Origin of the sequence: Streptomyces sp. NPDC096310, from assembly GCF_044763125.1 — a bacterium.
Taxonomy (GTDB): Bacteria; Actinomycetota; Actinomycetes; order Streptomycetales; family Streptomycetaceae; genus Streptomyces.
This window is the reverse complement of sequence record NZ_JBIWFO010000007.1, coordinates 225428-250422: the sequence shown is the minus strand read 5'-3', so window position 1 is coordinate 250422 and position 24995 is coordinate 225428. Positions and strand designations below refer to the sequence as shown.

General features: G+C 70.9%; 27 protein-coding genes. 13 read left to right on the top strand and 14 right to left on the bottom strand.

Annotation, left to right across the window (positions count from 1 at the left end; all coding sequences use genetic code 11):
* Positions 1 to 87: 87 nt before the first annotated feature.
* Entirely contained in the window at positions 88 to 1077 is a 990-nt protein-coding gene (locus ACIQ7D_RS17360) for an aldo/keto reductase (protein WP_403938310.1), read from the top strand.
* A gap of 208 nt (positions 1078 to 1285) precedes the next feature.
* Here the strand turns inward: ACIQ7D_RS17360 and thpR are convergent, their stop codons facing one another.
* Entirely contained in the window at positions 1286 to 1903 is a 618-nt protein-coding gene (thpR, locus tag ACIQ7D_RS17355) for an RNA 2',3'-cyclic phosphodiesterase (protein WP_403938351.1), read from the bottom strand.
* 124 nt (positions 1904 to 2027) lie between these two features.
* Here thpR and ACIQ7D_RS17350 point away from each other — a divergent pair, with 124 nt between their 5' ends.
* Positions 2028 to 2651: a Uma2 family endonuclease gene (locus ACIQ7D_RS17350; RefSeq protein ID WP_403938308.1), complete on the top strand. Its 624-nt coding sequence runs from the start codon at positions 2028 to 2030 to the stop codon at positions 2649 to 2651.
* 78 nt (positions 2652 to 2729) lie between these two features.
* Here the strand turns inward: ACIQ7D_RS17350 and ACIQ7D_RS17345 are convergent, their stop codons facing one another.
* Entirely contained in the window at positions 2730 to 3992 is a 1263-nt protein-coding gene (locus tag ACIQ7D_RS17345; RefSeq protein WP_403938350.1) for an MFS transporter, read from the bottom strand.
* A gap of 410 nt (positions 3993 to 4402) precedes the next feature.
* Complete coding sequence (locus ACIQ7D_RS17340) at positions 4403 to 4849, bottom strand: MarR family winged helix-turn-helix transcriptional regulator (protein WP_403938306.1); 447 nt, start codon at positions 4847 to 4849, stop codon at positions 4403 to 4405.
* A 185-nt stretch (positions 4850 to 5034) separates the two neighbouring features.
* On the opposite strand from ACIQ7D_RS17340, the gene ACIQ7D_RS17335 reads away from it, so the two are divergent.
* Positions 5035 to 5217, top strand: coding sequence for a ribbon-helix-helix protein, CopG family (locus tag ACIQ7D_RS17335; protein WP_403938304.1), 183 nt, complete (start codon positions 5035 to 5037; stop codon positions 5215 to 5217).
* Between the two features lie 32 nt (positions 5218 to 5249).
* On the opposite strand, the gene ACIQ7D_RS17330 is transcribed toward ACIQ7D_RS17335, so the two are convergent.
* A complete protein-coding gene (locus ACIQ7D_RS17330) occupies positions 5250 to 6704 on the bottom strand; it encodes an NCS2 family permease (RefSeq protein ID WP_403938303.1) in 1455 nt (484 codons plus the stop codon).
* Between the two features lie 233 nt (positions 6705 to 6937).
* Between ACIQ7D_RS17330 and ACIQ7D_RS17325 the strand changes: the two genes are divergently transcribed.
* Together ACIQ7D_RS17325 and ACIQ7D_RS17320 are read left to right on the top strand one after the other, a co-directional pair.
* Entirely contained in the window at positions 6938 to 7258 is a 321-nt protein-coding gene (locus ACIQ7D_RS17325; protein ID WP_403938301.1) for a DUF2530 domain-containing protein, read from the top strand.
* Between the two features lie 126 nt (positions 7259 to 7384).
* A complete protein-coding gene (locus tag ACIQ7D_RS17320) occupies positions 7385 to 9970 on the top strand; it encodes an HAD-IC family P-type ATPase (protein WP_403938300.1) in 2586 nt (861 codons plus the stop codon).
* A 5-nt stretch (positions 9971 to 9975) separates the two neighbouring features.
* On the opposite strand, the gene ACIQ7D_RS17315 is transcribed toward ACIQ7D_RS17320, so the two are convergent.
* The 3 genes from ACIQ7D_RS17315 to ACIQ7D_RS17305 all read right to left on the bottom strand — a co-directional run bounded on the left by ACIQ7D_RS17315 (position 9976) and on the right by ACIQ7D_RS17305 (position 14739).
* Positions 9976 to 10356, bottom strand: a complete 381-nt coding sequence (locus ACIQ7D_RS17315) for a VOC family protein (RefSeq protein WP_403938298.1) — start codon at positions 10354 to 10356, stop codon at positions 9976 to 9978.
* A gap of 152 nt (positions 10357 to 10508) precedes the next feature.
* Positions 10509 to 11399, bottom strand: a complete 891-nt coding sequence (locus tag ACIQ7D_RS17310) for a DUF5707 domain-containing protein (RefSeq protein WP_403938296.1) — start codon at positions 11397 to 11399, stop codon at positions 10509 to 10511.
* Between the two features lie 157 nt (positions 11400 to 11556).
* Positions 11557 to 14739: a sacsin N-terminal ATP-binding-like domain-containing protein gene (locus ACIQ7D_RS17305; protein ID WP_403938294.1), complete on the bottom strand. Its 3183-nt coding sequence runs from the start codon at positions 14737 to 14739 to the stop codon at positions 11557 to 11559.
* A gap of 224 nt (positions 14740 to 14963) precedes the next feature.
* On the opposite strand from ACIQ7D_RS17305, the gene ACIQ7D_RS17300 reads away from it, so the two are divergent.
* On the top strand, positions 14964 to 15449 hold the full coding sequence (locus tag ACIQ7D_RS17300) for a MarR family winged helix-turn-helix transcriptional regulator (RefSeq protein WP_403938293.1): 486 nt from the start codon (positions 14964 to 14966) through the stop codon (positions 15447 to 15449).
* Here ACIQ7D_RS17300 and ACIQ7D_RS17295 read toward each other — a convergent pair.
* Positions 15421 to 16089: an FMN-dependent NADH-azoreductase gene (locus tag ACIQ7D_RS17295; protein WP_403938291.1), complete on the bottom strand. Its 669-nt coding sequence runs from the start codon at positions 16087 to 16089 to the stop codon at positions 15421 to 15423. The two genes, ACIQ7D_RS17300 and ACIQ7D_RS17295, sit on opposite strands and share 29 nt — an antisense overlap.
* Positions 16090 to 16233: 144 nt before the next feature.
* On the opposite strand from ACIQ7D_RS17295, the gene ACIQ7D_RS17290 reads away from it, so the two are divergent.
* Together ACIQ7D_RS17290 and ACIQ7D_RS17285 are read left to right on the top strand one after the other, a co-directional pair.
* Positions 16234 to 16902 (top strand): nitroreductase, encoded by a 669-nt coding sequence (locus tag ACIQ7D_RS17290; RefSeq protein WP_403938349.1) that lies wholly within the window; start codon positions 16234 to 16236, stop codon positions 16900 to 16902.
* A gap of 157 nt (positions 16903 to 17059) precedes the next feature.
* Positions 17060 to 17788 carry an SDR family oxidoreductase gene (locus ACIQ7D_RS17285; protein WP_403938289.1) on the top strand — a complete coding sequence of 243 codons (729 nt, stop codon included), beginning with the start codon at positions 17060 to 17062 and terminating at the stop codon, positions 17786 to 17788.
* A 1-nt stretch (position 17789) separates the two neighbouring features.
* Here ACIQ7D_RS17285 and ACIQ7D_RS17280 read toward each other — a convergent pair whose 3' ends face one another.
* A complete protein-coding gene (locus ACIQ7D_RS17280) occupies positions 17790 to 18680 on the bottom strand; it encodes an AraC family transcriptional regulator (protein ID WP_403938287.1) in 891 nt (296 codons plus the stop codon).
* Positions 18681 to 18746: 66 nt separating this feature from the next.
* Here ACIQ7D_RS17280 and ACIQ7D_RS17275 point away from each other — a divergent pair, with 66 nt between their 5' ends.
* The gene (locus ACIQ7D_RS17275) at positions 18747 to 19232 is read left to right on the top strand and encodes a DUF2000 family protein (RefSeq protein WP_403938286.1); all 486 of its coding nucleotides are present in this window, start codon (positions 18747 to 18749) and stop codon (positions 19230 to 19232) included.
* Positions 19233 to 19294: 62 nt separating this feature from the next.
* Here the strand turns inward: ACIQ7D_RS17275 and ACIQ7D_RS17270 are convergent, their stop codons facing one another.
* Positions 19295 to 19768 carry a carboxymuconolactone decarboxylase family protein gene (locus tag ACIQ7D_RS17270; protein ID WP_403938284.1) on the bottom strand — a complete coding sequence of 158 codons (474 nt, stop codon included), beginning with the start codon at positions 19766 to 19768 and terminating at the stop codon, positions 19295 to 19297.
* Between the two features lie 198 nt (positions 19769 to 19966).
* On the opposite strand from ACIQ7D_RS17270, the gene ACIQ7D_RS17265 reads away from it, so the two are divergent.
* A complete protein-coding gene (locus ACIQ7D_RS17265; protein ID WP_403938283.1) occupies positions 19967 to 20587 on the top strand; it encodes a sugar O-acetyltransferase in 621 nt (206 codons plus the stop codon).
* 40 nt (positions 20588 to 20627) lie between these two features.
* Here the strand turns inward: ACIQ7D_RS17265 and ACIQ7D_RS17260 are convergent, their stop codons facing one another.
* From ACIQ7D_RS17260 to ACIQ7D_RS17245, 4 genes are all read right to left on the bottom strand, one after another.
* A complete protein-coding gene (locus tag ACIQ7D_RS17260; RefSeq protein ID WP_403938281.1) occupies positions 20628 to 21038 on the bottom strand; it encodes a hypothetical protein in 411 nt (136 codons plus the stop codon).
* Between the two features lie 66 nt (positions 21039 to 21104).
* Entirely contained in the window at positions 21105 to 21227 is a 123-nt protein-coding gene (locus ACIQ7D_RS17255) for a hypothetical protein (RefSeq protein ID WP_403938280.1), read from the bottom strand.
* A gap of 178 nt (positions 21228 to 21405) precedes the next feature.
* Complete coding sequence (locus ACIQ7D_RS17250) at positions 21406 to 21690, bottom strand: hypothetical protein (protein WP_403938278.1); 285 nt, start codon at positions 21688 to 21690, stop codon at positions 21406 to 21408.
* Positions 21687 to 22055 (bottom strand): ATP-binding protein, encoded by a 369-nt coding sequence (locus ACIQ7D_RS17245; RefSeq protein WP_403938276.1) that lies wholly within the window; start codon positions 22053 to 22055, stop codon positions 21687 to 21689. Before ACIQ7D_RS17245 ends, ACIQ7D_RS17250 begins: the two co-directional genes overlap by 4 nt.
* Positions 22056 to 22312: 257 nt before the next feature.
* Between ACIQ7D_RS17245 and ACIQ7D_RS17240 the strand changes: the two genes are divergently transcribed.
* From ACIQ7D_RS17240 to ACIQ7D_RS17230, 3 genes are all read left to right on the top strand, one after another.
* Positions 22313 to 23665, top strand: a complete 1353-nt coding sequence (locus ACIQ7D_RS17240; protein ID WP_403938274.1) for a transcriptional regulator — start codon at positions 22313 to 22315, stop codon at positions 23663 to 23665.
* Positions 23662 to 24237, top strand: coding sequence for an HD family hydrolase (locus ACIQ7D_RS17235; protein ID WP_403938272.1), 576 nt, complete (start codon positions 23662 to 23664; stop codon positions 24235 to 24237). Before ACIQ7D_RS17240 ends, ACIQ7D_RS17235 begins: the two co-directional genes overlap by 4 nt.
* 76 nt (positions 24238 to 24313) lie before the next feature.
* Positions 24314 to 24787, top strand: coding sequence for a hypothetical protein (locus tag ACIQ7D_RS17230; RefSeq protein WP_403938271.1), 474 nt, complete (start codon positions 24314 to 24316; stop codon positions 24785 to 24787).
* Positions 24788 to 24995: the final 208 nt, after the last annotated feature.

Below are 24995 nucleotides of genomic sequence, written 5' to 3'. Positions count from 1 at the left end.
CCACACCACCCCACCGCGTCAACCGAACGCATCACGCCAAGATTCGGGGGTTGCTTCGAGTGCGCTCGAACGCGTTGGCTGTGGGTCATGGAGTACACGCAGCTCGGACGCACCGGACTCAAGGTCAGCCGACTCGTCCTCGGGACGATGAACTTCGGACCGCTCACCAACGAGGCCGACAGTCACACCATCATGGACGCCGCGCTCGACGCGGGCATCAATTTCTTCGACACCGCCAATGTCTACGGCTGGGGCGAGAACAAGGGCCGCACCGAGGAGATCCTCGGCACCTGGTTCGCCAAGGGCGGCGACCGCCGCGACAAGGTCGTCCTCGCCACCAAGGTCTACGGGAACATGGCGGGCGACGGCGATGTCTGGCCCAACCACGACAAGCTCTCCGCGCTCAACATCCGCCGCGCGGTCGACGCCAGCCTCAAGCGGCTCCAGACCGACCACATCGACCTGTACCAGTTCCACCACATCGACCGTTCCACCCCGGTCGAGGAGATCTGGCAGGCCATCGACACCCTGATCCAGCAGGGCAAGATCCTCTACGCGGGCTCGTCCAACTTCCCCGGCTGGAAGATCGCCCAGACCAACGAGACCGCCCGCCGCCTCGGCTCGTACGGCCTGGTCAGCGAGCAGTGCCTCTACAACCTGGTCGAGCGCCGCGCCGAGATGGAGGTCATCCCGGCCGCGCAGGAGTACGGGCTCGGGGTCATCCCGTGGTCGCCGCTCGGCGGCGGTCTGCTGGGCGGAGTGATCAAGAAGGAGGTGCAGGGCGGGCGGCGCGCCGCGGGCCGGGCGGCCGACGCCCTCGCCGACACCGCGACCCGTGCGCGGATCCAGTCGTACGAGGACCTGCTCGACAAGCACGGCATCGACCCGGGCGAGGCGGCGCTGGCCTGGCTGCTCACCCGTCCGGGCGTGACGGGCCCGATCGTCGGCCCGCGCACGCTCGAACAGCTCGAATCGGCCGTACGCGCCGTCGACCTCACGCTCTCCGAGGAGGTCCTGTCGGCGCTGGACGAGATCTTCCCGGGCCCGGGGCCGTCGCCGGAGGCCTTCGCCTGGTAGTTCCCGGCGGCAGGACTGGTAGCTCCCGGCGCAGGCCGGTGGTGACCGGCTCAGGCCGCTGAAGCCGTGCGTACGGCGGTGGCGGTCGGCCGGGTCCTGTGCCGAACAGGGCTCAGCCGACCGCGGCCGCCACGGCGATGATCGCGAACATCAGGACGAGCACGGCGGCCATGATGCGGTTTCGGGTTTTCGGGTCCACGGGCCGAGCCTAACCGCCGGGTCCGACAGAACCGCCGCCCGGGTGCTCCCGACGGCCCCGGCCGAGCGGACAGCGCGCGATCGCCTCGTACCGCGGCCGCTCCCCCGCCACCCCCGAGACGGGCAGCCGGCTCCGTACGAGAACCAGCTCGGACACGTCCCACGCCCGGCCCTCGAACCCCGCCAGGGCCTCGACGTACGGCAGCAGATCGACACCGTCGCCGGCGGCGCCCCGGGCCAGCGTGAGGTGCGCGCGGTAGGGGTGGTGCCGCTCGTCCATCGGCACCCCGGCCCGGCGCGCGGCGGCGCCGGCGCGCTCCGCGAGGAGCCGCAGCTCGTCGATGCCCCCGGCGGCGCCGGCCCACAGCGTACGGCCGCCGAAGTGCCCGCCACCGTGGACCCGGAGCCGGAACGGCTCGTTCCGGTACGCCGCCCGCTCCAGCCGTCCGGTCAGCTCGGGCAGCAGCGCCTCGTCCACCTCCCCCATGAAGGCGAGCGTGAAGTGCCGCCCCTCCTGCCCGGTCCACCGCAGCCGGTCGGCCCCGGGCAGATCGCGCAGCCGCCGTACGGCATCGGCCAGTTCGACGGCGGCAGCGGCGGGCGGCAGGACGGCGGCGAACAGTCTCATGCTCATGAGGGTGAGTGTTCCAGCCATAAGCTGTCATATGACAGACAGGGCCTGACCCGATTACCGTGCGTATCGTTGTACTGGCGGCTGCCGTATCCACGCGGGAGCGGGGAGGAGCGCCAGGATGACCGTCGTAGAGACCGACAGGGTCGTAGAGACCGAGATCGACACCGACAGGATCGACATGGCCGAGGAGAGCTCCGAGCTGACGTTGGACATGCTGTTCGGCGCGCTCGAGAAGATGCCCGTCCCCGAGGGAGTGAAGGTCGAGATTGTCGAGGGGAACATCTTCATGTCGCCGCAGCGCCGGGCCCATTGGGAGATCATCCGCCGTATCGTGCGGGCCTTGGAGGACAAATTCGGCATGGACGTCGTGGTGATGTCCGACGTGCGAATCGACTTCCCCGGACGCCTCAACGGGTTCTGCCCCGATGTGGCGAAATTGGCCGATGACGCTACGCAGGACGCTGACGGACGGTGGGACCCCGAAGACGTCGAGTTCATCGCTGAAGTGATCTCCAAGGGCACAGCCGCCAACGACTACGGCGCCAAGAAGGCCACGTATGCCACGGCCGGTGTCCCCGTTTACCTGGTCGCCGACCCTTACACCGGCAGGTGCCGCGTCTACACCGACCCGAAGGGCGACGACTACGCCACTGAGCTGACCGTCACGTTCGGGAGCGAAATCGACCTCAGCACCACCACGCTGGGCTTGATCCTCAAGACCGACAAGTTCCCCCGCGACTGACGTGCACGGTGGTTCCGGCAGGCACCCGCCGACCGGAACCACCGTCGTCGCTCACGGTTCACGACTCACGGCGCACGCTCACGCGGCCGTCGCGAGCTGTTCGCGCTGCTTCTTCGGTACGAACTCCATGTGCGGCCGTCCGCCGCGCAGGTCGACCTTGAGCCGTACCCCCACCACCCGTGTGAGGATCAGGCCGATCGCCGCCGCCGCGAGCAGGGAGACCACGCCGCCCGTGGCGAAGCCGACGCGGGCGCCGTACGTGTCGGTGACCCAGCCGAGGAGCGGGCCGCCTATGGGGGTGCCGCCGACGAAGACCATCATGTAGAGGCTCAGCACGCGGCCCCTCATCTCCGGGTCCGCGGCCATCTGGACGCTCGTGTTGGCGCTGATGTTGGTCGTCAGCCCGATCATGCCGATCGGCAGGAGCAGCAGCGAGAACATCCAGACGGACGGCGAGAAGGAGACCACGATCTCCAGCAGGCCGAAGGCCATCGCCGCCAGGATCAGCAGCCGGACGCGGCTGGAGCGGCGGCGGGCGGCGAGCAGGGCACCGGCGAGGGAGCCGGCGGCCATCAGGATGTTGAAGAAGGCGTAGAGCCCGGCTCCGCCCTCGAAGACCTCGTGTGCGAAGGCCGTCAGCCAGATCGGGAAGTTGAAGCCGAAGGTACCGATGAAGCCGATGAGGACGATCGGCCAGATCAGGTCGGGACGGCCGCGTACGTAGCGGAGCCCTTCTCTGAGCTGTCCCTTCGCACGCGGTACGCGGACGGACCGGTGCAGCTCGTGCGGGCGCATCAGCAGCAGTCCGATGAGCGGGGCCAGGAAGGAGAGGCCGTTCAGCATGAACGCCCAGCCACTGCCCACGGTGGTGATCAGCACACCGGCGACCGCGGGGCCGACCAGCCGGGCGGACTGGAAGTTGGCCGAGTTGAGGCTGACCGCGTTGCGCAGTTGGTCCGGGCCGACCATCTCGGAGACGAAGGACTGACGGGTCGGGTTGTCGACGACCGTCACCATGCCGAGCAGGAACGCGAGCAGATAGACATGCCAGACCTGGACATGTCCGGAGAGCGTCAGCACGGCGAGGGAGACACCGCACAGGCCCAGCGCGGCCTGGGTGAAGAGCAGGAGCTGGCGCTTGGGGTAGCGGTCGGCGATGACGCCGCCGTAAAGGCCGAAGAGCAGCATCGGCAGGAACTGGAGGGCCGTCGTGATACCGACGGCGGCGGAGGAGCCGGTGAGGCTCAGGACCAGCCAGTCCTGGGTGACGCGGGACATCCATGTACCGATGTTGGAGACGACGGCGCCCGTCGCGAACAGGCGGTAGTTGCGGATCTTCAGCGAGGAGAAGGTTCCGCCGGTGGCCGGCTCGCTCCCGGCGGAGTCGTCACAGCCGGTCGCGCCCGTGCCGGTGTCGGTGCGGCCGGTCGGGTCGGCGGGCCCGGTCGAGTCGGTACGGCCGGTCGGGTCCGTACGGCCGGTCGGGTGACCGGGGCCGGGAACGGGGCCGGTGCCGGGGCCCGTCGGGTCGGCGGGAGGAGGGAGCGGTTCGGTGCGGCCGAGGGGGCCGGTGCCGTCCGTGGAGCCTATGGCGTCCGGGTCGTCCGCCTCGGGGAGGGTGGAGACGGGTAGGGCGGCGTCAGGCGTGGTGCTGACGCGGGTGGTGCTGTCGTGGGTGGATTGTGGTGCGGGGGCGGAGTCTGCTCCGGATCCCGTACTCAATGGGGGTTCGCCTCCTTACAGCGCGCGGTCTACAAATGGGCGAGCTTCTCCAGCACGGGAGCGGCAGCGCGCAGCTTCGCCCACTCGTCCTCGTCCAGGCCCGCGGCAAGGGTCGCCAACCAGACGTTGCGTTTTCGGCGGCTCTCTTCGAGCATCGCCTCGGCCCGCTCGGTCTGGCTGACCACCTTCTGCCGACGGTCGTCGGGATGTGGCTCAAGCCTGACAAGACCTTTCGCCTCCAGCAACGCGACGATGCGGGTCATCGACGGCGGCTGCACATGCTCCTTGCGGGCCAGTTCGCCCGGCGTGGCGGAGCCACAGCGCGCGAGCGTACCCAGGACCGACATCTCGGTCGGGGACAGCGACTCGTCCACACGCTGGTGCTTCAGTCGCCGGCCCAGCCGCATGACGGCGGAGCGGAGAGCGTTCACGGCGGCGTCGTTCTCATGCTCGTCACCGTGGGGCAGGTCAGGCATGTATTTAGCTTAACTCATTACCCAAGCTAAATACCACCGGGGCGCAGCATGACTCCGAGCCGGATCGCAGGCCGGTCCAGCGGGCCGGATCGATGCGGATCAGCAGCAGGACAGATCACTCGTACGAGTGAGATCGAGGCAGAAAGCGACCCGCCGGGCGTCGTGCGCCCCCGACCCTGGTGCGTATGGGATCGACAGTGCTCAGCCTGCGGATCGACGGTGAGCTGCTCGACCGGGTCCGCCACCATGCCGCCATACGCGGAATGAGCGTCCAGGACTATGTGACCCGGACGCTCATCCGTGACGACTTCGACGAACGCTTCAAGGCGGCCGTCGACGAGACGGAGCGGTTCTACGGCGTGCAGTGACAGGCGCGGCCAGCGCACCCGACGGGATCGGATCAGGTCAGGCCCAGCGCCGGCATCGCGTAGTAGAAGACGAAGACCGCCGAGACGACGTACAGCGCCGTCGGCACCTCGCGGCCCCGCCCGGTCGCCAGGCGCAGCACGCTGAAGGTGATGAAGCCGATCCCGATGCCGTTGGTGATCGAGTACGTGAACGGCATCATCACCATGGCCAGGAAGGCCGGCACGGCGATGGTGAAGTCGCTCCAGTCGATGTCCCGTACGGAACCGGCCAGGATCAGGAAGCCCACCGCGATCAGCGCGGGCGTCGCCGCCTGGGACGGGACCATCGTCGCCACCGGGGTGAGGAACAGCGCCACCGTGAAGAGCAGGCCCGTCACCACCGACGCCAGCCCGGTCCTGGCCCCCTCGCCGACGCCCGCCGTGGACTCCACGTAACAGGTGTTGGCCGAGGCGGAGCCCGCGCCGCCCGCGGCGACCGCGATGCCGTCGACGAAGAGGACCTTGTTCATCCCGGGGAGGTTGCCGTTCTTGTCCATCAGCTTGGCCTCGTCGCCGACGCCGAGGATCGTGCCCATCGCGTCGAAGAAGGACGACAGCAGCACGGTGAAGACGAACAGCACGCCGGTGAGGACGCCCACCTTCTCGAAGCCGCCGAAGAGGCTGACCTGGCCTATCAGGCCGAAGTCCGGGCTCGCGACCGGGTTGCCGGGCCACTTCGGCACCGTCAGGCCCCAGCTCGGCACCGTGGTGACCGCGTTGATGATCACCGCGAGGACGGTCATGGCGACGATGGAGATCAGGATCGCCCCGGGCACCTTGCGGATGATCAGCGCGAGGGTGAGCAGCACACCGAGGGCGAAGACGAGGACCGGCCAGCCGTGCAGATGACCGTTCCCGCCGAGCTGGAGGGGCACGGTGGTCCGGGCGACGTCAGGGATACGGGAGACGAACCCGGAGTCGACCAGCCCGATCAGCATGATGAAGAGGCCGATACCGATCGCGATGCCCTTGCGCAGCCCGAGCGGTACGGCGCTCATCACGCGCTCGCGCAGGCCGGTGGCGACCAGCAGCATCACCAGCAGGCCCGCGAGGACGACCATGCCCATCGCGTCCGGCCAGCTCATCCGGGGCGCGAGTTGCAGGGCGACGACGGTGTTGACGCCGAGGCCGGCCGCGAGGGCGATCGGCACATTGCCGATGACGCCCATCAGGAGCGTGGAGAAGGCGGCGGTCAGCACGGTCGCGGTGACGAGCTGGCCGTTGTCGAGCTGGTGCCCGTACATGTCCTTCGCGCTGCCGAGAATGATCGGGTTCAGCACGATGATGTAGGCCATCGCGAAGAAGGTGGCGAGGCCGCCCCGTACCTCACGGCCGATCGTGGAGCCGCGCTCCGAGATCTTGAAGAAGCCGTCGAGTCCGCCGGACGACTGCCCGGGGGTCGGCGGCTGGGCGTCGGAACCGACCGGAGCGGTGGCCGAGGAAGGCATGCGAGACCTCAGACGTCAGACGAGGGAGAGGACGGGGCGGGGCGGGGACTGCGGCGAAACTTGATCAGACTGATGTGTTCATAGGGTTTCCATTGGATGTTCAAACGAACAAAACCAGCCACCCGCAAACCGTTTCAGTATGAACAGATCACAGAAAGATCGCTATCTCCGCGCGTAGACCCTTGAGCCGCCTGCCCTCCGTCGCCCCGCCCACTCCCACTTACACTGATCCCATGACCGGTCCTACGCCCCAGCGCGCCGCGCCCGAGCCTCTGGAGGGGCCGGTCGTCGGCACCGTCACGGGCGGCACGATCATCTGGTTCGCCCTCTTCCTCGTCCAGCTCCCGTTCTACGGCTGGTACAGCGACCACGGACACGCCTGGTGGATCTGGACCTGCCTGGCCGGCACCGGGCTCGGACTCATCGGGATCTGGTACGTACGGGGGCGGGACGCGGCGCTCAAGCGTGCGGCCGCCGCCGATTCACCCGCCGGAACCCCTGAGGGCCCGGAGGGCTCCGAGCACCCCGGCGGTCCGCGCACCCCCAACCCCTGACGGGCCCTGAGAGAGCTCCGGGGCCGTACTGCCCAGGGACGATTCCGTGCCCGATCCGTCGTCCCCGGGTCTGATCTTCGCCCCGGTCGGCGGGTGAACGGGCCCTCCCCGCCGTACCGTCGGAACATGACGCAGCGGGCGAAGATCAACGCCGACGGCCCGGAACCGCCCGGCTCCCGGCCGGGGGCCGGGGCACCGCCCGGCTCCCGGCCGAGCGGCGCCCCGGCCCCCACCACGCCCGCCATCGACGCGGGCGCCGAGCTGGACCCCGTGCACCCGATGACGCCGCCCCGCCGGCCCGCCGGCCGGCACACCGGGCTGACCGCCGCCGAAGTGGCGGCGCATGTGGCGCGCGGGGAGGTCAACGACGTCCCCGTGCGCAGCAGCCGGTCCACCACCGAGATCGTCCGGGCGAACGTCTTCACCCGCTTCAACGCGATCATCGGCGTGCTCTGGGTGATCATGTTCTTCGTCGCGCCGATCCAGGACACCCTGTTCGGCTTCGTGATCATCGCCAACACCGGTATCGGCATCATCCAGGAGCTGCGCGCCAAGAAGACCCTCGACGGTCTCGCGGTCATCGGCGAGGCGAGACCGACCGTACGGCGCGACGGGGTCGCCGCCGAGATCTCCACCTCCGGGATCGTCCTCGGCGACCTGATCGAGCTGGGCCCCGGCGACAAGGTCGTGGTCGACGGGGTGGTGGCCGAGGCCGACAGCCTCGAAATCGACGAGTCGCTGCTCACCGGCGAGGCGGACCCGGTGCTGAAACGTCCCGGCGACCCCGTGATGTCGGGCAGCTTCGTGGTCGTCGGCGGGGGCGCGTTCCACGCCACGAAGGTCGGGCGCGACGCCTACGCCGCGCAGCTCGCCGAGGAGGCGTCCCGTTTCACACTGGTCGACTCCGAGCTGCGCAACGGCATCAGCACGATCCTCAAGTACGTGACCTGGATGATGATCCCGACCGCGATCGGGCTCATCCTCAGCCAGCTCGTCGTCAAGCAGAACGACTTCAAGAACTCCATCGCCAGGACCGTCGGCGGGATCGTCCCGATGATCCCCGAGGGCCTGGTGCTGCTGACCTCCGTCGCCTTCGCGATCGGGGTCGTCCGGCTCGGCCGGCTCAAGGTCCTCGTCCAGGAGCTGCCCGCCATCGAGGGGCTGGCGCGCGTCGATGTCGTCTGCCTCGACAAGACGGGCACGCTCACCGAGGGCGGCATGGACGTCAGCGAGCTGCGCCCGCTCGGGGGCGCGGACGTGTCGTACGTACGGCAGGTGCTCGGCGCGATCGGGGAGTCCGATCCGCGCCCCAACCCCAGCCTCCAGGCGATCATCGACGCGTACCGGGGCGAGCGCGGGCGGTGGCCGGTGGCGGCGGCGCTGCCCTTCTCGTCCGTACGGAAGTACAGCGGCGCCGCGTTCGAGGAGAACGGCGCCGCCGGGACCGGGAGCGGCGACGGTCTCTCCCGCTGGCTGCTCGGCGCGCCCGATGTGCTGCTGCCCGCGGACGATCCGGCGCTCGCCGAGGTCGACCACCTCAACCGCCAGGGGATGCGCGTCCTGCTGCTCGCCCACGTCCCTCCGGGCGCCGGGGGTACGGACGGGGTGAGTACGGGCGGTCCCGGCCTCGACTCCCCCGAAGCCGCGTCCGCCGCCCGGGCGACCGCCCTCGTCGTACTGGAGCAGCGGCTGCGGCCCGACGCCGCCGACACCCTCACCTACTTCGCGGACCAGGATGTCGCCGCCAAGGTCATCTCCGGCGACAACGCGGTCTCCGTCGGCGCGGTGGCCGGCAAGCTCGGCCTGTCGGGCGCGGAGCGGACCGTCGACGCCCGGCATCTTCCCGCCGAACGGGAGGGGATGGCCGACGCGCTCGACGCGGGGGCGGTCTTCGGCCGGGTCACCCCGCAGCAGAAGCGCGACATGGTCGGCGCGCTCCAGTCACGCGGGCACACGGTCGCGATGACGGGGGACGGCGTCAACGACGTCCTGGCGCTGAAGGACGCGGACATCGGCGTCTCGATGGGCTCGGGTTCGGAGGCGACACGGGCCGTCGCGCAGATCGTGCTGCTGAACAACAGCTTCGCGACGCTGCCGTCGGTGGTGGCGGAGGGCCGCCGCGTCATCGGCAACATCACACGGGTGGCGACGCTCTTCCTCACGAAGACCGTCTACTCGGTGCTGCTGGCGATCCTGGTGGCGTGCTTCCAGGTCGAGTACCCCTTCCTGCCGCGCCACCTCACGCTGCTCTCGACGCTGACGATCGGCATCCCGGCGTTCTTCCTGGCACTGGCCCCCAACAAGGAGCGTGCCCAGCCCCACTTCGTACGGCGGGTGATGCGGTACGCGGTGCCCTCAGGGATCATCGCGGCCATCGCCACGTTCGCCACGTATCTGCTGGCCCGGCACTCCTACAACGGCTCCGACTCGCTCGGCGCGGAGACCAGCGCGGCCACGCTCACACTGTTCCTGGTCTCCATGTGGGTGCTGGCGATCGTCGCGCGCCCGTACACGTGGTGGCGGATCTGCCTGGTGGTGTCGATGGGGCTGGCGTTCCTGGTGGTGCTGGCCGTACCGGCGCTTCAGCATTTCTTCGCGCTGAAGCTGGTGGGAACGACGGTGCCGTGGGCCGCGGTGGGGATCGCGGTGGTGGCGTCGGTGGCGCTGGAGATGTGCTGGCGGTGGGTGGGGCGCAGGTTCCCCGCCTCGTAGCGGTCTCAGCGCAGGACGGCCAGCGTGAAGGGGTGCCCGGCCGGGTCCGAGTAGACCCGGGAGTCCCACGGTCCGCCGTTGTCCTTGGTGTCGAGGGGCCGGGCGCCGAGAGCGATCGCCTCGCGCTCCGCCTCGTCGATCTCCCCCTGGGACACCGTGATCCGCAGATGCGCCTGCTGGGAACTCTCCGGGCGCGGCCAGCTCGCCGGTGCGTGGCCGTGGTCCCGCCGGATCGCGAGATGGATCCCGGTATGGCCGACGATCTCCACCAGGTCCGGATCCACGCCGACGCGGGTCTCGGCGCCGAGGAAGGACGCGTAGAACCCGGCCAGTTCGGCGGGTTCGGCGCAGTCGAGGATGAGAACACTGTTCTTCGCGACAGTCATGCACCGCGCCTACCCCCGGCCGTCGCACGCACGCGTGGTGCCGACCGCGTGGCGGGGATACACGGCCGGTACGGCGTGCACGCCGGGTATTCCCGGTGTGCACGCCGGGGCGCGCTCCGGCCGCCAAGGCCTCTCCCAAGGCCTCTCCCGCGTTAGTTCACGGCGACGTAGTCACCGATGGCGTTGACCGCGGGAGTCGAGGCCGTACCGGCGAAGCTCCAGCGCCAGTAGCCGGAGGCCGTCGTCCTGGTCGTCGTGGTCTTCAGCGTGCCGGTGCTGGAGGTGTTGACGGTCTTGACGTCGGTGTAGGTGCTGCTGTCCTTCTTACGGAACTGGAGCTTCACCGTCTGGGTGGCGTACCCCTTGTAGGTGGCGGTCTCCCAGTTGGCGCGCGACAGCTTGCCGGTGACCGTGAGGGTCTTGCCCTTCTTCACGGGCTCCGGGGAGGCGTCGACGGTCAGCTTGGAGAGCCGCTGGAAGCGGATCTTGGTGAACTTGTCGTTCTGGACGTCCGTCCCGCCCTTGGCCAGCACGGCGGCGCCGACGTTCCAGTAGGTGGCGTCCGTGTTGATCAGCAGGCCGGGGTCGACCGTGACGGTGAGCGTGCAGGTCGAGGTGGTGGCGTTGGCGGCCTTGCACGTGGCCTTGTCCTCGTTCTGACCGAAGCCGAAGGCGTCGTCGTCGTCGAGGTTCTTGCCGATCCAGAGGAGCGTGCCGGCGTCGGCGATGCCCGAGGCGTGGGTCGCGGTGATCGCGACGGTGACCTTCTTGGTGGCGGTGGTGCCGACGACGATCGGCTTGCCGCCGTTCACCACCGTCCTGGTGATGACCGGGGCGGCGGCGGCCTTCGCCGTGGCGGTGAGACCGTTCGTCCTGGCCTTCGGCGCGGCGGCGGCGCCGTGCTGGGCCGAGAAGCCGTAGTCCGGAGCGGACGGGCGCTCGCCGCCGGCCGCGCCGGACTGCGCGGCCTGGGAGGCCGGTACGGCGAGAGCGGACAGGGCCAGGGCGCCGGAGACCGCGGCAACAGTGGCACGAATACGCATACGTTCCCCAAGTGGAGAAGGGGCCCCGCGGTGCGTCGTTCGTACGGCGGGGCCCGTCTGGTCTGTGAGCCTGGTGACTCGACAGACCAGACGAGGTACGCATGTGAATAGTTGTACGGAATAATGACTTTTTTGCGAAGACGGGAAGATCGGCCGATCAGTCGAACCAGCGGTCCCTGGCCAGCTCCTCCGTCCGCGACAGGTCCTCCAGCAGCGCCGCCACCTCGAACCGTCGCGGCCACTGCCCCGCCGCCCACGCGAGACCCGCCGCCACGCCCTCCAGCGTCGCCGCGTGCAGTACCCCGTCCGGGGTGCGGCGCCAGTCCAGTTCGGCGCCGCCCGCGACCAGTTCCTCGTGTTCCCGGTACGTGGCGGGCGTGGCCGGGCCCAGCAGGGCGCGGACCGCGTCGGGCACCTCGTGCTCCTCGCCGCCGGCCGCCGCCTCACCCGTCACCTCCGCGACGACCGTCTCGCTGAGCCGCCGCACCTGGAGCAGTTCCGCCAGCTCCGCCGAGCGCGCCGGCGCGACCGGCAGCAGCGGCAGCCCGGCCGTCAGCGGCAGCAGGTCGGGGGCGTCGGCGATCACCGCGTCCGCCGCGTCGACCACCCGCACCTCGCCGTCGACCACCGCGCGCAACTCGTCCGGCAGGGTCACCTGGTCCGGGTCGAGTTCGGCCAACGCCGTGTAGAGCGCGTGCAGTTGCCCGGCCGTGACCCGCCGCTCCGGGTCCGCGAGCCGGCCCAGCAGTTCGGCCGCGCCACCGGGCTCGTCCAGCAGCGCGGCGACGGAGGTCCGTACACCCAGGGCGCGCAGCACCTGCGCGTCGTCGAAGCCGGTCGCGTCCACCGCGTCGTACAACCCGGCGAGCAGCGGGTCCCCGGTGGCGGAGCGCAGTCCTGCGGGGCGCCGTCCGTCCAGCACGGGGTGGTCGCGCAGCCACCACGCCGTGTACGAGCGCACGCTCTCCGTCGTCCCGTCGGGGAGCAGGACCCGTACGGGCTGGACGAGCGCGTCGCGCAGCGGCGGCCGCGCGAGCAGTGTCAGCGCCTGTGGCCACGCCTCGTCGTCCACCAGGTCCAGGTCGCGTACGGCGACGATCTCGGTGGCGACCGGCGGTACGGCGGTGTCGGGCAGCCGGTCCAGGACGTCCTCGCACCAGACGTCGACGGCGTCGAGCAGTCCGGCGTCGTCGGGTTCGGCGAAGTCGCCGTCCCTGGGCTCCAGTTCGTCGGGGTCGAGGACGACGTCCGTCGCGCGTACGAGGGCGAAGCCGGCGAGTACTCCACAGGCGGCGAGGGGCTGTTCGCCCCAGCGTTCGGCCAGCTCGGCGTCGCAGTACGCGAGTTCGTCGGCGCGCAGTACGGAGGCGAACGGGCTTCCCGGCAGGACGAGTTCACCGGCTGGGGCCAGTTCGCCGTCCTCGTCGGTGAGCGCGAGGGCGCCGAGCCACGGCTCGTCGCCCGCCTCAAGTCCCGCGTCCCGTACGAGGGTGAGCACCAGCTCGGCCAGTTCCTCGGCGTCCGGGGTGGTGGCGTCCTCGTCCCACACCTCGCCCGCGTCGAGCGAGGCGGCGACCGCCGCCCGTACCTGAGGAGTCGTCAGAATGGCGCGCGGTGTGGCCGGGAGCGCGCCCAGCTTCTCCAGCAGGGGGTGGGTGGCCTCGGGGTGGGCGACCTTCAGCCCGAGCCGTGCGAGATCGGCGGAACCGGCCCCCTCGGCTCCGTCCTCCCCGCCGGGCAGCGGCAGCAGCACCTGGCGCGGCCCGATCGTCGTACGCCCGTCCGCGAGCGGCACCGGCAGCCCGGAGAGCCGGTCGGCGTCCACGCCCGCGAGGGATTCGTACAGCCGGTGCCACCAGGCGGGCGGCCGTTCGACGCCCGCGATGCGCTCGATGGCGTCGCCGAGGGGCAGCCGGCCGACCCCGAGCGTACGCAGCTCCGGGCGCCGTTCGAGCCCGGCGGGCAGCAGGGTGGGCAGCACCTCGGCCAGTACCCGTACGGTGTCGGCGCCCGCGCCCTCCACGACCTCCGCCTCGAAGGGGCGCAGCGCGGCCGGTCCCCCCTCCTCCTGGTCGTCGTCCGGGCCGGCCGGGACCGCGGGGGTGAGGAAGGCGACGCGCGGCAGCCGTTCCAGGATCGCGGCACGCAGGCTGCCGTCCAGTTCGTCCTTGCCGAGGGGGCCGGGCACGAGGTCGAGGAGGCCGGTGGAGTTGGGCTCCCAGGCGGCGAGCAGTTCGGCGTAGGCCTCGGCCGCCCGCGCGACGAGGAAGTCGGTGAGCGGGCCGGGCGCGGGATGGCGGCGTGTGGTGTCCAGCGGCAGGGTGGCGATCAGCAGCGCGGGCACGCCGAGGGGTTCGTCGGTGGGCGTCGGGGCGTGCACGACGGGCGCGGTGCGCGGCCGGACCGGGGCGCCCTCGTCGTCCACGGGAACGGCCCAGGTCACGGCCCAGTGCGGGCGCAGCCGCTCCTCCACGGGCCGCCCTTCGAGGAGGGCTGCCCCGGTGGCGCCGTGGCGGCTGACGACCCGCCAGCGGCGTACCTCGCCGCCGGTGCCCGCACCGCCCGCGCTGTCGTGCACGACGACGTACGCCCCGTCCTGGGTACGCCGTACCGCCCGCTCCCTCTCGGGCGTTTCGACGACGACCTCGGCGAGCCCCGCGAGGGTGAGCAGCAGCGCGTCGTCGACCCCGCTGAGCAGCCGCTCCACGAGCGCGGTCGCGGCGCCGTCGCGCAGCGGCAGGATGACGACGGTGTCGTATCCGTCCGGGGCGGTGCCCTCGGCGGGCAGCGGCAGCCGCAGCAGCGGTACGTGGCCGTCGCGGCGCCGCAGTTCGTCCCCGAGGCCGGGGCTGGCCTGCGCGGTCGCCCCGGCCAGTTCGCGGGCCTCGGCGAGGGACCAGCGGACGCCGCCGTGCCGGCCGATGACGGCGGGCTCGTCGCTGACGGCGAGCACGGCGGCGAAGCCGACGCCGAACCGCCCCACGGCGCTCTCGTGCCCCTCGCGCTTGGCGGAGGCGCGCAGGGTGGACAGCGACTCGACACCGGTCGCGTCGAGCGGCGCGCCGGTGTTGGCGGCCACCAGTACGGCGGGCCCGTCGGCGGTCGCGGGCCGCAGGGTCAGCCGGAGCCGGCCCTCGACCCCGGCGCGGGCGGCGGCGTCGGCGGCGTTCTGGGCCAGCTCGACGACGAGCCGGTCCCGGTAGCCGCCGAGGGCCAGGTCCTCCTCGGCGTTGGCGTCCTCACGGAACCGCGCGGGGCCGGCCCCCCACGCGTCCAGCACTCCTCGCCGCAGCCGCGCCGTCCCGAACGGGTCGGCCCCCTCGGTCGTCCTGACGCTCACGCCGCTCACGCTGTGACTCCGCTCTGTGCTGTCCGCCGCTGGCCCGCGCACTGTCTCCGCGTACGGGCCCGAACGTACCGCGCGGCGCGGGCCGGTGGGGGTGCGGGGCGGAGGGCCACGCCCGAGGGCGTCCCGGATCCGGGCGACAGATCTCAGCCGTCACCTCGGCCGTCACGTCTCAATTGACACCGTATCGACCGAAACGATCGCTGTAGTGTGACCTCATGACCGCCGACGTTCCCCACAGGACCACCACCTCGCGTGCGACCGGCCGCCCGGGGGACGCCTCGCCTTTCGCTCTCGGCCTGTTGCTGCGCCGGGCGCACTGGCACGCGGCCACGGTGATGACGGAGGCGCTCCGGCCGCTCGGCATCGAGTTGCGGCATTTCGCCGTGCTGATCGTCCTCATGGACCGCGGGCCCACGGTGCAGCGGGACCTGGCGGTGGCGACGGGGTCGGACAAGGCGGGGATCATGCGGGTCGTGGACGACCTGGAGCGTAAGGGGCTGGCCGTACGCAAGGCCGTTCCGGGGGACCGGCGGGCACGGGCCGTGGAGATCACACCTGAGGGTGTCGAGCTTTTCGACGCGGCCCATGCGGCGGCGGAGCCGCTGTCCGAGCGGCTGGTCGCCGGTCTGGGGCCCGGCGAGGCCGAGCGGCTGGCGGATCTGCTGACCCGGTTCACCGGTCACGCGGACGGCGAGGCGTAAGCGCGCCCGCGACCTCCTTGGCCTTGGCGCTCGCGTCCTCGAACGCGCGCTTGCGGGATGCCTCGTAGAGAGGGACCAGTTCGGACATGGCCGGGTTGCGGGGGGCCATGGTGAGTTCCGGGACGATGAAGTCGAGATCCAGACCGAGGGTGTTCCTGAGGACTGCCTCCAGGTAGTTCTGTACGAACTCGTAGCCCTCGCGCGGGGTGCCCGGCGCGAAGGAGCCGCCACGGCTGGCGACAACGACGACCGGGGTGCCCTGGGCGGAGGGGGCCTCTCCCGCGGTGCGGCCGAACAGGATCACGTTGTCGAGCCACGCCTTGAGGGTCGACGGGATCGAGTAGTTGTACATCGGGGCGCCGATCAGGACGGCGTCCGCCCGTTCCAGCTCCTCGATGAGCGCCACGCGCGCGGCGAACGCGGCGGACTGCTCCGGGGTGCGCTCCGACGGGGCGAGGAGACCGGCGGCGTGGGCGTCGGCGGTGATGTGCGGGACGGGGCGGGCCGCGAGGTCGCGGTAGATCACCGTGCCTTCGGGGTTCTGCTCCTCCCATGCCGTGCGGAAGGTGCCCCCGACGGAACGGGACGAGGACGCCTCGCCGGGATACGCGGACGAGTCGATGTGCAGCAGCGTGGTCATGGATCTCTCCCGAAGAACGGGGCCCGAGGCGGGTCGCCGGGGGCCGAGGACGCTTACGCGACGATAGTCACGCTCAAGACAGTATCAAATGATACTGTTACGATCACAACGAAGGTGGCACCGGGCGGACGGAGGCAGATGACCGTGGATGTCTACGAGGCGGTAAGGAGCAGACGGGCCGTGCGCGGATTCACCGGCCGCCCCGCCCCGAGGGAGGCACTGGAGCGCGTACTGTCCGCCGCGGCCTGGGCACCGTCCGCATCGAACCTCCAGCCGTGGCACGTCCACGTACTGACCGGCGAACCGCTGACCGAGCTCAAGAAGCGCGCCGGCGAGCGCGTGGCCTCGGGCGACCCCTGGGACGAGCCGGAGTACGAGCAGTACCCGCCCGCACTGAAGTCCCCGTACCGCGAACGCCGGGCCGCCTTCGGCGAGCAGCGCTACGGCGCCCTCGGCATTCCGCGCGAGGACATCGAGGCACGCCAGAGGGCCGCCGCCGGCAACTGGCAGTGCTTCGGCGCGCCCGCCGCCCTGTTCTGCTACATCGACCGCGACATGGGCTCGGCCCAATGGGCCGACGTCGGCATGTATCTCCAGACCGTCATGCTGCTGCTCCGCGCCGAAGGTCTGCACAGTTGCACACAGATGGCATGGGCCAAGTACCACAGGACCGTCGCGGAGGTCCTGTCACCCCCGGACGAGCTCATCCTCTTCTGCGGCATGTCGATCGGATTCGAGGACGTCACGGTGGATGACGCCCGTACCGGCCGGGCCCGGCTCGACGAGACGGTCACGTTCGTCGACGGTTCCTGACCACCGCCGGCTCCCCCACGGCCGGCCGATGCTTCGGACGCGCGCCCCCTGTGGCGTGGCCCGATCCGCGCCCCCATGCTGGCCCCAGCGCACCTCACACACCTCACATAACTCGTGTAACTCGCATTTCCCGCACATCACCGAAGGAAGGCATGTCATGAAGTTCGCTGTCATCGGCGGTACCGGGCTGATCGGGTCGCAGGTCGTCACGATCCTGAACGCCGCGGGGCATGAAGCGGTACCGCACTCGCAGTCCACCGGAGTCGATGTCATCAGCGGCCAGGGACTGGACGAGGCCGCGGCGGGAGCGGACGTCCTCGTCAACCTGACGAACTCCCCGACCTTCGACGAGGCCTCCCCGGACTTCTTCCGGACCTCGATGGACCACCTCCTGGCCGCGGCCACCAAGGGCGGCGTCGGCCACTTCGTCATCCTCTCGATCATCGGCACCGACCGCGTACCCGAGCTGGACTACTACCGGGCCAAGACGCTCCAGGAGAACATCCTCGCGGCCGGGCCGGTCCCCTACTCGATCGTCCGGGCGACGCAGTTCATGGAGTTCATGGGCGCCGTCCTGGCCATGACCACCGACGGCGACACCGTCCGGCTGCCCGCCACACCGATCCAGCCCATCGCCGCCAAGGACGTGGCCGCCGCGGTGGCGGAGGTCGCCGCGGGCCCCCCGCTGAACGGCATGCACAAGATCGCCGGCCCCGAGGTCTTCCCCCTGGACGAGCTGGGCCGGATCACCCTGTCCCGTACGGGCGACCACCGCACCGTCGTCACCGACCCCGCCGCCGGCATGTTCGCCGCCGTCAAGGGTGACGTCCTCACCGACAGGAACGCCCACCTCGCCCCCACCCACTACGCCGACTGGCTCGCCTGACTCACGCGTGCACGCGCGGGCGCGCGCCCGTCCCACCGTCCGCGCGCCCGAACATGCCGGGGGTCACCCCGAACGACCGGACGAACCACCGGTGGAAGTGCGCCTGGTCGGCGAAGCCGGACAGTGCGGCGGCGTCGGCGGCCGAGTGGCCCGCGGCGAGAAGCCCACGGGCCTTGCGCAGCCTGAGCAGGCGCTGGTAGTCGCTGGGCGGCATCCCGTACACGGCGCGGAAGGCCCGGTACAGGGCGAACCGGCTGCACCCGGCGGCGTCCGCGAGGTCCTGCGCGGTGAGATCACGCTCGTACGCCTCGTCCAGCAGGGCCCGCACCCGGCGGGCCGCATGGGTCTGTCCGCCGCCGGACAGCTCGCGGGGCGCGGCGGACCCCGTGCCCGAGGACGCGTTGCGCCGCACCATCGCCGTCACGGCCGCGGTCAGCCGTTCCTCCCGTACGAGCGGATCCGCGCCGCCGACGAGCGCGGGGTGCAGTCGGCGCAGGGCGCGGGCGAGCACCGGGTCGTCGACCACGGGCCGGTCGAAGAGAGGCATACGGGCGCGGCCACCGGTGATGTCGTCGAGCACGTCCCGGACGACCTCGGGCCCGATGTGCATGATCCGGTACGTGAAACCCAGTTCCTCCGCGGACTCCCCGTCATGCGGGTCGTCCGGGTTGAACGCCATGATCATCCCCGTGCTGCTGGTGTGCCCGCCGCCCCGGCAGCGGAAGCGCTGGGCGCCGGACTCGGTGACGGCGAAGGAGTACGCGTCGTGGCTGTGCAGGTGGAACACATGGCGGACGAAGTGGGCGTGCATGGCCTCCAGGGGCCGGTGCGGATCGCGCCAGTAACTGGCCCAGTCGTCGCCCCCGTCCGCCTGACCCTCGTACCCGCTCATACGTCCAGTGTGCCGGGGCGCACGAGCGTTCAAGACGGCGTTCCACCCACCGGACAGACTCACGGCATGACAACGAGCACGCCCGAGACCTCCGGAACCCCCTCGGGGACCTCCTCCGCGACCCCCTCCGCCGGAGCGCCCTTCCGTTTCGACACCAAGATCGCCGTCATCGTCCGCGAGGACCTGGCCGTATGGCAGAAGCTGAACGTGACGGCCTTCCTGGCCAGCGGTATCGCGCACGCCCGCGACGACATCATGGGCAAGCGGTACGAGGACGCCTCCGGCAACGACTACCTCGCGCTGCTGCGCGAACCGGTCCTCTGCTTCACCGCCGACGCCCCCGCCCTGACCCGCAGCCACGCCCGCGCCCTCTCGCGCGCCGTCCCTACCGCCCTCTACACGGCGGAGATGTTCGCCACGGGCAACGACGAGGACAACCGGGCGGCGGTCCGCGCGGTACCGGCGGACGCGCTGGACCTGGTGGGCCTGGCGGTCCACGGCCCGCGCACCACGATCGACAAGATCATCAAGGGCCTGAGGCTGCACGGCTGACACCGACGCCGCCGGGTGGGGCGGGCCGGCGGCCCCGCCCCACCCTCCCCCAGCGCTCCCCGCTATCCGTGCTGGCCGGGCTGGTAGTCGCCGGCCGGCTGCTGGGTCATGACGTTCAGCCGGTTGAAGGCGTTGATGAGGGCGATGTCCCAGACCAGTGCGGCGAGTTGTTCCTCGTCGTAGTGCTTGGCGGCGTTCGCCCACACCTCGTCGGGGACGCCACCGGCCGCGTCGGCGATCCGGGTGCCCTGCTCCGCCAGCTCCAGCGCGGCCCGCTCGGCATCGGTGAAGACGGTGGCCTCCCGCCACGCCGCGACCAGGTTCAGGCGCACGGAGGTCTCCCCGGCGTGCGCGGCCTCCTTGGTGTGCATGTCGATGCAGCCCGCGCAGCCGTTGATCTGGCTGGCGCGGAGCCGTACCAGCTCCTTCGTCGCGTTCGGCAGGTCCGACTCCGCGAGCGCCCTGCTCGCCGCGACCACATGCTTGAGGGCCTTGGCCGAGGCGGGGAAGGAGAGGGGGTTCAGACGGGCGTTCATGATGCGCTCCTTAGCCGTTGTCGTACGGCCGTTGTCGTGCGGCCGTCGTTGCGCTGACACCCCTTGGACGGGGCGGCGCGGCGGGATGTGACATCGGCGGATGTGACGGGCGTCTCACCCTTCGTTGTGGTGCCGTCGCCGAAGCCGCTAACGTCAGGCGCCGCCGGTTCCGTCCGTACGGGTGAGGGGAGCACTGACGTGCTGGGGAGCGACGAGAAGGAGGTCCTGGACCGCATACGGCAGGGCCTCGTCCACACGGAGTCCGAGGCGGCGTTCCAGGCCCCGCTGCGACGGACCGACCTGATCTTCGAGTACAACCACACCCCGCCGGGCGACACCGACACGCGAAGAGCGCTCCTTGTCGCGATCCTCGGCTCGGTCGGGGAGCGCACCATCCTGAACGCGCCGTTCAGCGCCGGCTTCGGCAGCAACGTCCACATCGGCGACGACTTCTTCGGCAACGTCAACCTCGCGTTCGTCGACGATGTCGAGATCCGCATCGGGGACGGCGTCATGATCGCCCCCAACGTGACGCTCACGACGACGGGCCACCCGGTCCATCCGGCGCGCCGTACCGACTTCGGGCGGTTCTCGGAGCCGATCGTCATCGAGGACAAGGTGTGGATCGGCAGCAACGCCGTCGTCCTGCCGGGCGTCCGTATCGGTTACGGATCGGTGATCGGCGCGGGCAGCGTCGTCAGCAGGGACATCCCGCCCATGGTGGTCGCGGTCGGAACGCCCTGCCGCACGCTCCGCGCCATCACGGACGCCGACCTGACCACGCGGACGGCCGCCGCCGACCCGTCCATCGGCAGTTGAGCCATCCGCACGTCGCCGGGCGCCGCCGGTACGAACGGCCCTACGGTCGCGGCAGGGGGCAGGGGTGGCGGGGACGTAAGGGATGCGGTCCGCACGCGACGAGGCCGAGGTGGAGAAAGCGCCCCCCGGTGGCCCACCAGCCCCCGACGAGGTCGTCGCGGGCCGCGAGGCGCCGGATGATCTCGGCCGGGCCGGGCGTGGGCGCGTACGTGCCCACGAGCATCCCGGAGTGCCGCCGGAGCTGATCGGCGTACCAGGCGGCCGCCTCGGCGGGCCGGGCGAAGGTCGCCCGGACATGGGCGGACGCCTTGAGAAGCCAGTCGGCGGTTTCGAGGGGCATGACGGGGGCGGCGGGGAACTCGGGGTGACCGGGGCGGCGGTGGGCATCGCCGGGCTTGACGAGGACGGTGCCGTGGCCGAGCCAGAGGTAGGCGTGGTGGTGGGGTGGCATGGGGACTCCTCGGGGGCGGCCCCGTCCGGGCAAGGCCGGGGCCGCCGTGTCGTACTGACGCTGCTGTTATCGGCGCCCGCAGCCGTCGCCGTCGCCGCAGCCACCGGAGGAGCTGGAGCCTCCGGTGTCGTCGCCGCCGCTGTCGGTGTCGTCGCCGCCGTGCTTGACCGGGCCGGTGGGGTGTCGCATCGTTGGCCTCCTGTGCCGTTGGGTGCAGTTGCCGGGCCCGGTTGTCCGGGCCCTGTCCCGTTCCGGCCGGTCGTTCCTTCGCCGGGAGTACCGGCCGGAGCGGGGGTTCGAGGGGCAGCGGGAGGCGTACGGTCCCGGCAGGGCCCACCGGCCAAGCGGAGCGGTGCGCCCGGCGGGCCTACCGGCCGAGGTGGGCGCCGACGAGGCTCAGGACGAGCACGACCAGCGCGGCCGAAGCGAGCACGAGCACCGGCGCAGGACGCCGAAGCCTGGGCGTCACCCGGCGCCCCGCACTCCGCCGTCGTACGTGCTGGGTGGGCCGGAAGTCCCGCAGGACGGGCACTTCGGGCCGGGGATGCCGGTACGTGGACGCGCCCGCAGCGGCATACGGCACGGGCGCGGAACCCTCGGCCACGAACACCGCACCGGCGGCGCCCGGTTGACCGCCGGACGGCCCGCTCACCGGGCCACCTCGGCCCACACGGCCTTCCCGAACGGCCGATCGGCCACACCCCAGCACTCCGCCAGCGCCTCCACGATGATCAGCCCCCTGCCCCGGTCACGCTCCTGGGACGCCACCCGGAACCGGGGCCGCCGCCGCACCGGATCCCGCACCTCCACCCGCACCCGCGTATCCGTGACCGCCAGCACGACCAGCACCGAATCCCCGGGCTCGGTCCCGTACCGCACGGCGTTCGTCACCAACTCCGAGACGATCAGCCGGACATCGTCCATCTGCTGGTCATGGAGGCCGGGTGCCTCCTGGGCCAGTACGTCGCGGACGAAGTCCCGGGCGGCCGAGACGACTTCCGGGGCGCTGGGAAACATAGCCTGCACGGGGATCCCGGGTAAGGGCCGGCAGCGGCAGGCGCGTAACGCGCCTGGCGGGACGCAGGCCGTACGAGGCTCCCCGGCCCGAGGATTCGGTGAGTTGCCGTATCGCGCTTCGTTCGTCATGGTGATAACTCCCCGTGACCGATCGGTTCCTGTGAACAGAGAACACGGGAACGCCGGGTGCGGGTACCGTCCCCAGGGGTGTCGAAGAGTGTCGCTTCCGCTACTCCCCGTCGTAGAAAGTGGTGAGCATGAGGACGCCGAACGACAAGTTCGCACAGTGGCTCGATCGCTCCATGATGAGCCGTGGAGAGTTATCTCGACGCGTCAAATCCAAGGCCATCGCTTGGCAACAGCCCCATATCTCGCCGGATACGACCCGTATCAGATGCTGGCTCCAAGGCGAAACGCCTCGGACGCCGATCCCGGACATCCTCGCCGCAGTCTTCTCCGATCACTTCGGATTCCGCGTCACGACCTACGATCTCGGGCTCGGTGACGGCAGTTCCACGGACGCGGCGCTCATGTACAACTCCTCGTACACGGCTACCGTGGAAGTCGTCGCAGACCTGGGGAGAGCTGACGTGGACCGACGCAAGTTCCTTTCCGCCGCACCCTTCACCGCCGTCGCAGGAGTGGGCCCCTCGCGGGACTGGCTGATGAACACCCTCGACCAGCAGCCGCAGCCGGGACCCCGTGTGCGGCTCGAAGACGTCTCCGCCGTACGGAACATGTTCTCCACCTTCCAGCGTATGGACGTACTCCAGGGCGGCGGTTCGGGCCGCCTCGTGCTGGCCGAATACATGTCGCAGCACGTGTATCCGCTGCTGCGCCGTACCCACGGCGCAGACGTACGCCGCGCCCTGTGCGAAGCGGCGGCCGAACAGACCTACCTCCTGGGATGGATGGCCTACGACAACGGCGAACACGGCACAGCGCAGCGCTACCTGATCCAGTCACTCCGCCTCGCGGAGGAGTCGGGAAATCCAGGGCTCGGCGCGCATGTCCTCGCCGGAATGGCAGATCAGGCGACGTTGCTCGGTGATCCCGCTGAAGGCCGCCGGCTGGCCCAGGCCGGGCGCCACGGACTCTCCAGGACGGACTCTCCGGCCTGCCTGGCGGACCTGTGGTGCCTGGAGGCGCGGGCTCTCGCCGTCCTCGGGGACAAGGCGGCTGCGGCGCACGCGGTGACGGAGTCGGAAAAGGCGTTCGAGCGGGCACGGCCGGAGGCCGAACAGGAGTGGGCCGCCTTCATCGACCCGGCGTATCTCCACGGCGAACACGCGAACACCTTCCGGGACCTGGGCGACTCCGGGGCGGCCGAAGAACACGCACGCCGGTCCATCGCCCACGCCAAGAAGCAGAGGCGAGCCAGGCGGGGCGCGATGTCACACGCCGCGCTCGCCGTCGCGCATCTCCAGCGAAGCGACCTCGAATCGGCCTACTCGGCAGGCGTACGAACGCTGACGCTCTCGCGCCAGGTGAAATCCTCACGCTGCGTGGAGGCGGTGCAGGACCTCCAGCGGCGCATGCGGCCGTTCGGCAACCACCGGCTCGTCGCGGACTTCAACGAGCGGGCCCGCGAACTGGTCACCGCCGCATGAGCGATGACCGGCACGCCAAGGGTTCCGTGAGCTACCTGATGGAGATGGGCGCCCTGAAGCGCTCGAAGCGGTCGGGCTGGTGGATCGTCGGAGTGAAGGACCCCGAGACGATTGCCGAGCACAGCTTCCGCACCGCGGTCATCGGCTCCATACTCGCCATGATGGAGGGGGCCGACCCCGCACGCGTTGCACTGCTGTGCACCTTCCACGACACCCAGGAGACACGAGTCGGCGACATCCCGTGGATCGGCCGCCGCTACCTCGACGCGAAGAAGAACGAGACCGTTACCGCCGACCAGGTGGCCGACGCCCACCCCGCCGTGGCAGCAGGCGTACAGGCCATCGTCGACGACTACGAGAACGGCGACTCCCTGGAAGTCGTGGTCGCCCATGACGCGGACAAGCTGGAGTGCATGATCCAGGGCCTGGAGTACCTCGAACAGGGCTACCGCAACGCCCAGGAATGGGTAGACAGCACCCGCGCAAAGCTCAAGACCGCCTCAGCCATCGAACTCGCCGACGCCGCACAGGGCATGTCCTCGATCGACTGGCAACGCACTTACCTGCGCTAGCCGTAGCTGTCACCGCGACTCATCCCGCTGCACGAGTTCGTCACCCGTCTTCGTGTACCTGTAGGAGGAACCCTCCATGCGCGTCGGCATCACCGGGCACCGTGGGCTGCCGCCTGCCGTCGAGCTCCAGGTGAAGGCACTGCTCACCCAACGGGCAGCGGCCTTCGACGCATCAGACCTCGTCGGCGTGAGTTGCATCGCGGACGGGCCCGACGCCTGGTGGGCCCAGGCCGTTCTCGCCGTCGGCGGGCGTCTCGAAGTGGTCATCCCGGCGGACGAATACCGCGCCGGACTGCCTGACTGGCACCACCGCGACTACGACTCGTTCCTGTCCCGAGCCACCGGCACACACCGGACCGGCCTCAAGGAATCCACCTCGGAGGCCCACCAGGCCGGGAGCGAGATCCTGGTCGGCCTCTCCGACCTCGTGCTCGCCGTCTGGGACGGCCTGCCCGCACGCGGCTACGGCGGCACCGCCGATGTCGTGGCCCACGCCGAGCGTGTGGGTGTACCGGTCACCGTGCTCTGGCCTGACGGCGCCACTCGGTAGCCATCCCGTGCGGCGGGGCCCCGCGCCGCCTCGTGTGGGCGGTAGGCGGCACCGGGCCGGGCACGGTCCGATCTCGGTTCGGGGGACAGAGGTACGGAGACGGACGTTCCGTACGAACGTACGGGCATGGCCTTCGACCCGGGACCCCGTGCGCCGCTGCCGCCCCGCCCGGCCCGGCCCGCGCCGGGGTGCCGTGCGGGCCCCCGGG

Coding starts and splice junctions, on each gene's coding strand:
- ACIQ7D_RS17280 (WP_403938287.1), bottom strand. CDS start 18,680: ATGAGCGGGTACGAGGGTCAGGCGGACGGGGGCGACGACTGGGCCAGT.
- ACIQ7D_RS17330 (WP_403938303.1), bottom strand. CDS start 6,704: ATGCCTTCCTCGGCCACCGCTCCGGTCGGTTCCGACGCCCAGCCGCCG.
- ACIQ7D_RS17295 (WP_403938291.1), bottom strand. CDS start 16,089: ATGACCACGCTGCTGCACATCGACTCGTCCGCGTATCCCGGCGAGGCG.
- ACIQ7D_RS17235 (WP_403938272.1), top strand. CDS start 23,662: ATGAGCGATGACCGGCACGCCAAGGGTTCCGTGAGCTACCTGATGGAG.
- ACIQ7D_RS17260 (WP_403938281.1), bottom strand. CDS start 21,038: ATGCCACCCCACCACCACGCCTACCTCTGGCTCGGCCACGGCACCGTC.
- ACIQ7D_RS17340 (WP_403938306.1), bottom strand. CDS start 4,849: ATGCCTGACCTGCCCCACGGTGACGAGCATGAGAACGACGCCGCCGTG.
- ACIQ7D_RS17350 (WP_403938308.1), top strand. CDS start 2,028: ATGACCGTCGTAGAGACCGACAGGGTCGTAGAGACCGAGATCGACACC.
- ACIQ7D_RS17325 (WP_403938301.1), top strand. CDS start 6,938: ATGACCGGTCCTACGCCCCAGCGCGCCGCGCCCGAGCCTCTGGAGGGG.
- ACIQ7D_RS17360 (WP_403938310.1), top strand. CDS start 88: ATGGAGTACACGCAGCTCGGACGCACCGGACTCAAGGTCAGCCGACTC.
- ACIQ7D_RS17315 (WP_403938298.1), bottom strand. CDS start 10,356: ATGACTGTCGCGAAGAACAGTGTTCTCATCCTCGACTGCGCCGAACCC.
- ACIQ7D_RS17270 (WP_403938284.1), bottom strand. CDS start 19,768: ATGAACGCCCGTCTGAACCCCCTCTCCTTCCCCGCCTCGGCCAAGGCC.
- ACIQ7D_RS17300 (WP_403938293.1), top strand. CDS start 14,964: ATGACCGCCGACGTTCCCCACAGGACCACCACCTCGCGTGCGACCGGC.
- ACIQ7D_RS17240 (WP_403938274.1), top strand. CDS start 22,313: ATGAGGACGCCGAACGACAAGTTCGCACAGTGGCTCGATCGCTCCATG.
- ACIQ7D_RS17255 (WP_403938280.1), bottom strand. CDS start 21,227: ATGCGACACCCCACCGGCCCGGTCAAGCACGGCGGCGACGACACCGAC.
- ACIQ7D_RS17245 (WP_403938276.1), bottom strand. CDS start 22,055: ATGTTTCCCAGCGCCCCGGAAGTCGTCTCGGCCGCCCGGGACTTCGTC.
- ACIQ7D_RS17335 (WP_403938304.1), top strand. CDS start 5,035: ATGGGATCGACAGTGCTCAGCCTGCGGATCGACGGTGAGCTGCTCGAC.
- ACIQ7D_RS17230 (WP_403938271.1), top strand. CDS start 24,314: ATGCGCGTCGGCATCACCGGGCACCGTGGGCTGCCGCCTGCCGTCGAG.
- ACIQ7D_RS17320 (WP_403938300.1), top strand. CDS start 7,385: ATGACGCAGCGGGCGAAGATCAACGCCGACGGCCCGGAACCGCCCGGC.
- ACIQ7D_RS17285 (WP_403938289.1), top strand. CDS start 17,060: ATGAAGTTCGCTGTCATCGGCGGTACCGGGCTGATCGGGTCGCAGGTC.
- ACIQ7D_RS17275 (WP_403938286.1), top strand. CDS start 18,747: ATGACAACGAGCACGCCCGAGACCTCCGGAACCCCCTCGGGGACCTCC.
- thpR (WP_403938351.1), bottom strand. CDS start 1,903: ATGAGACTGTTCGCCGCCGTCCTGCCGCCCGCCGCTGCCGCCGTCGAA.
- ACIQ7D_RS17310 (WP_403938296.1), bottom strand. CDS start 11,399: ATGCGTATTCGTGCCACTGTTGCCGCGGTCTCCGGCGCCCTGGCCCTG.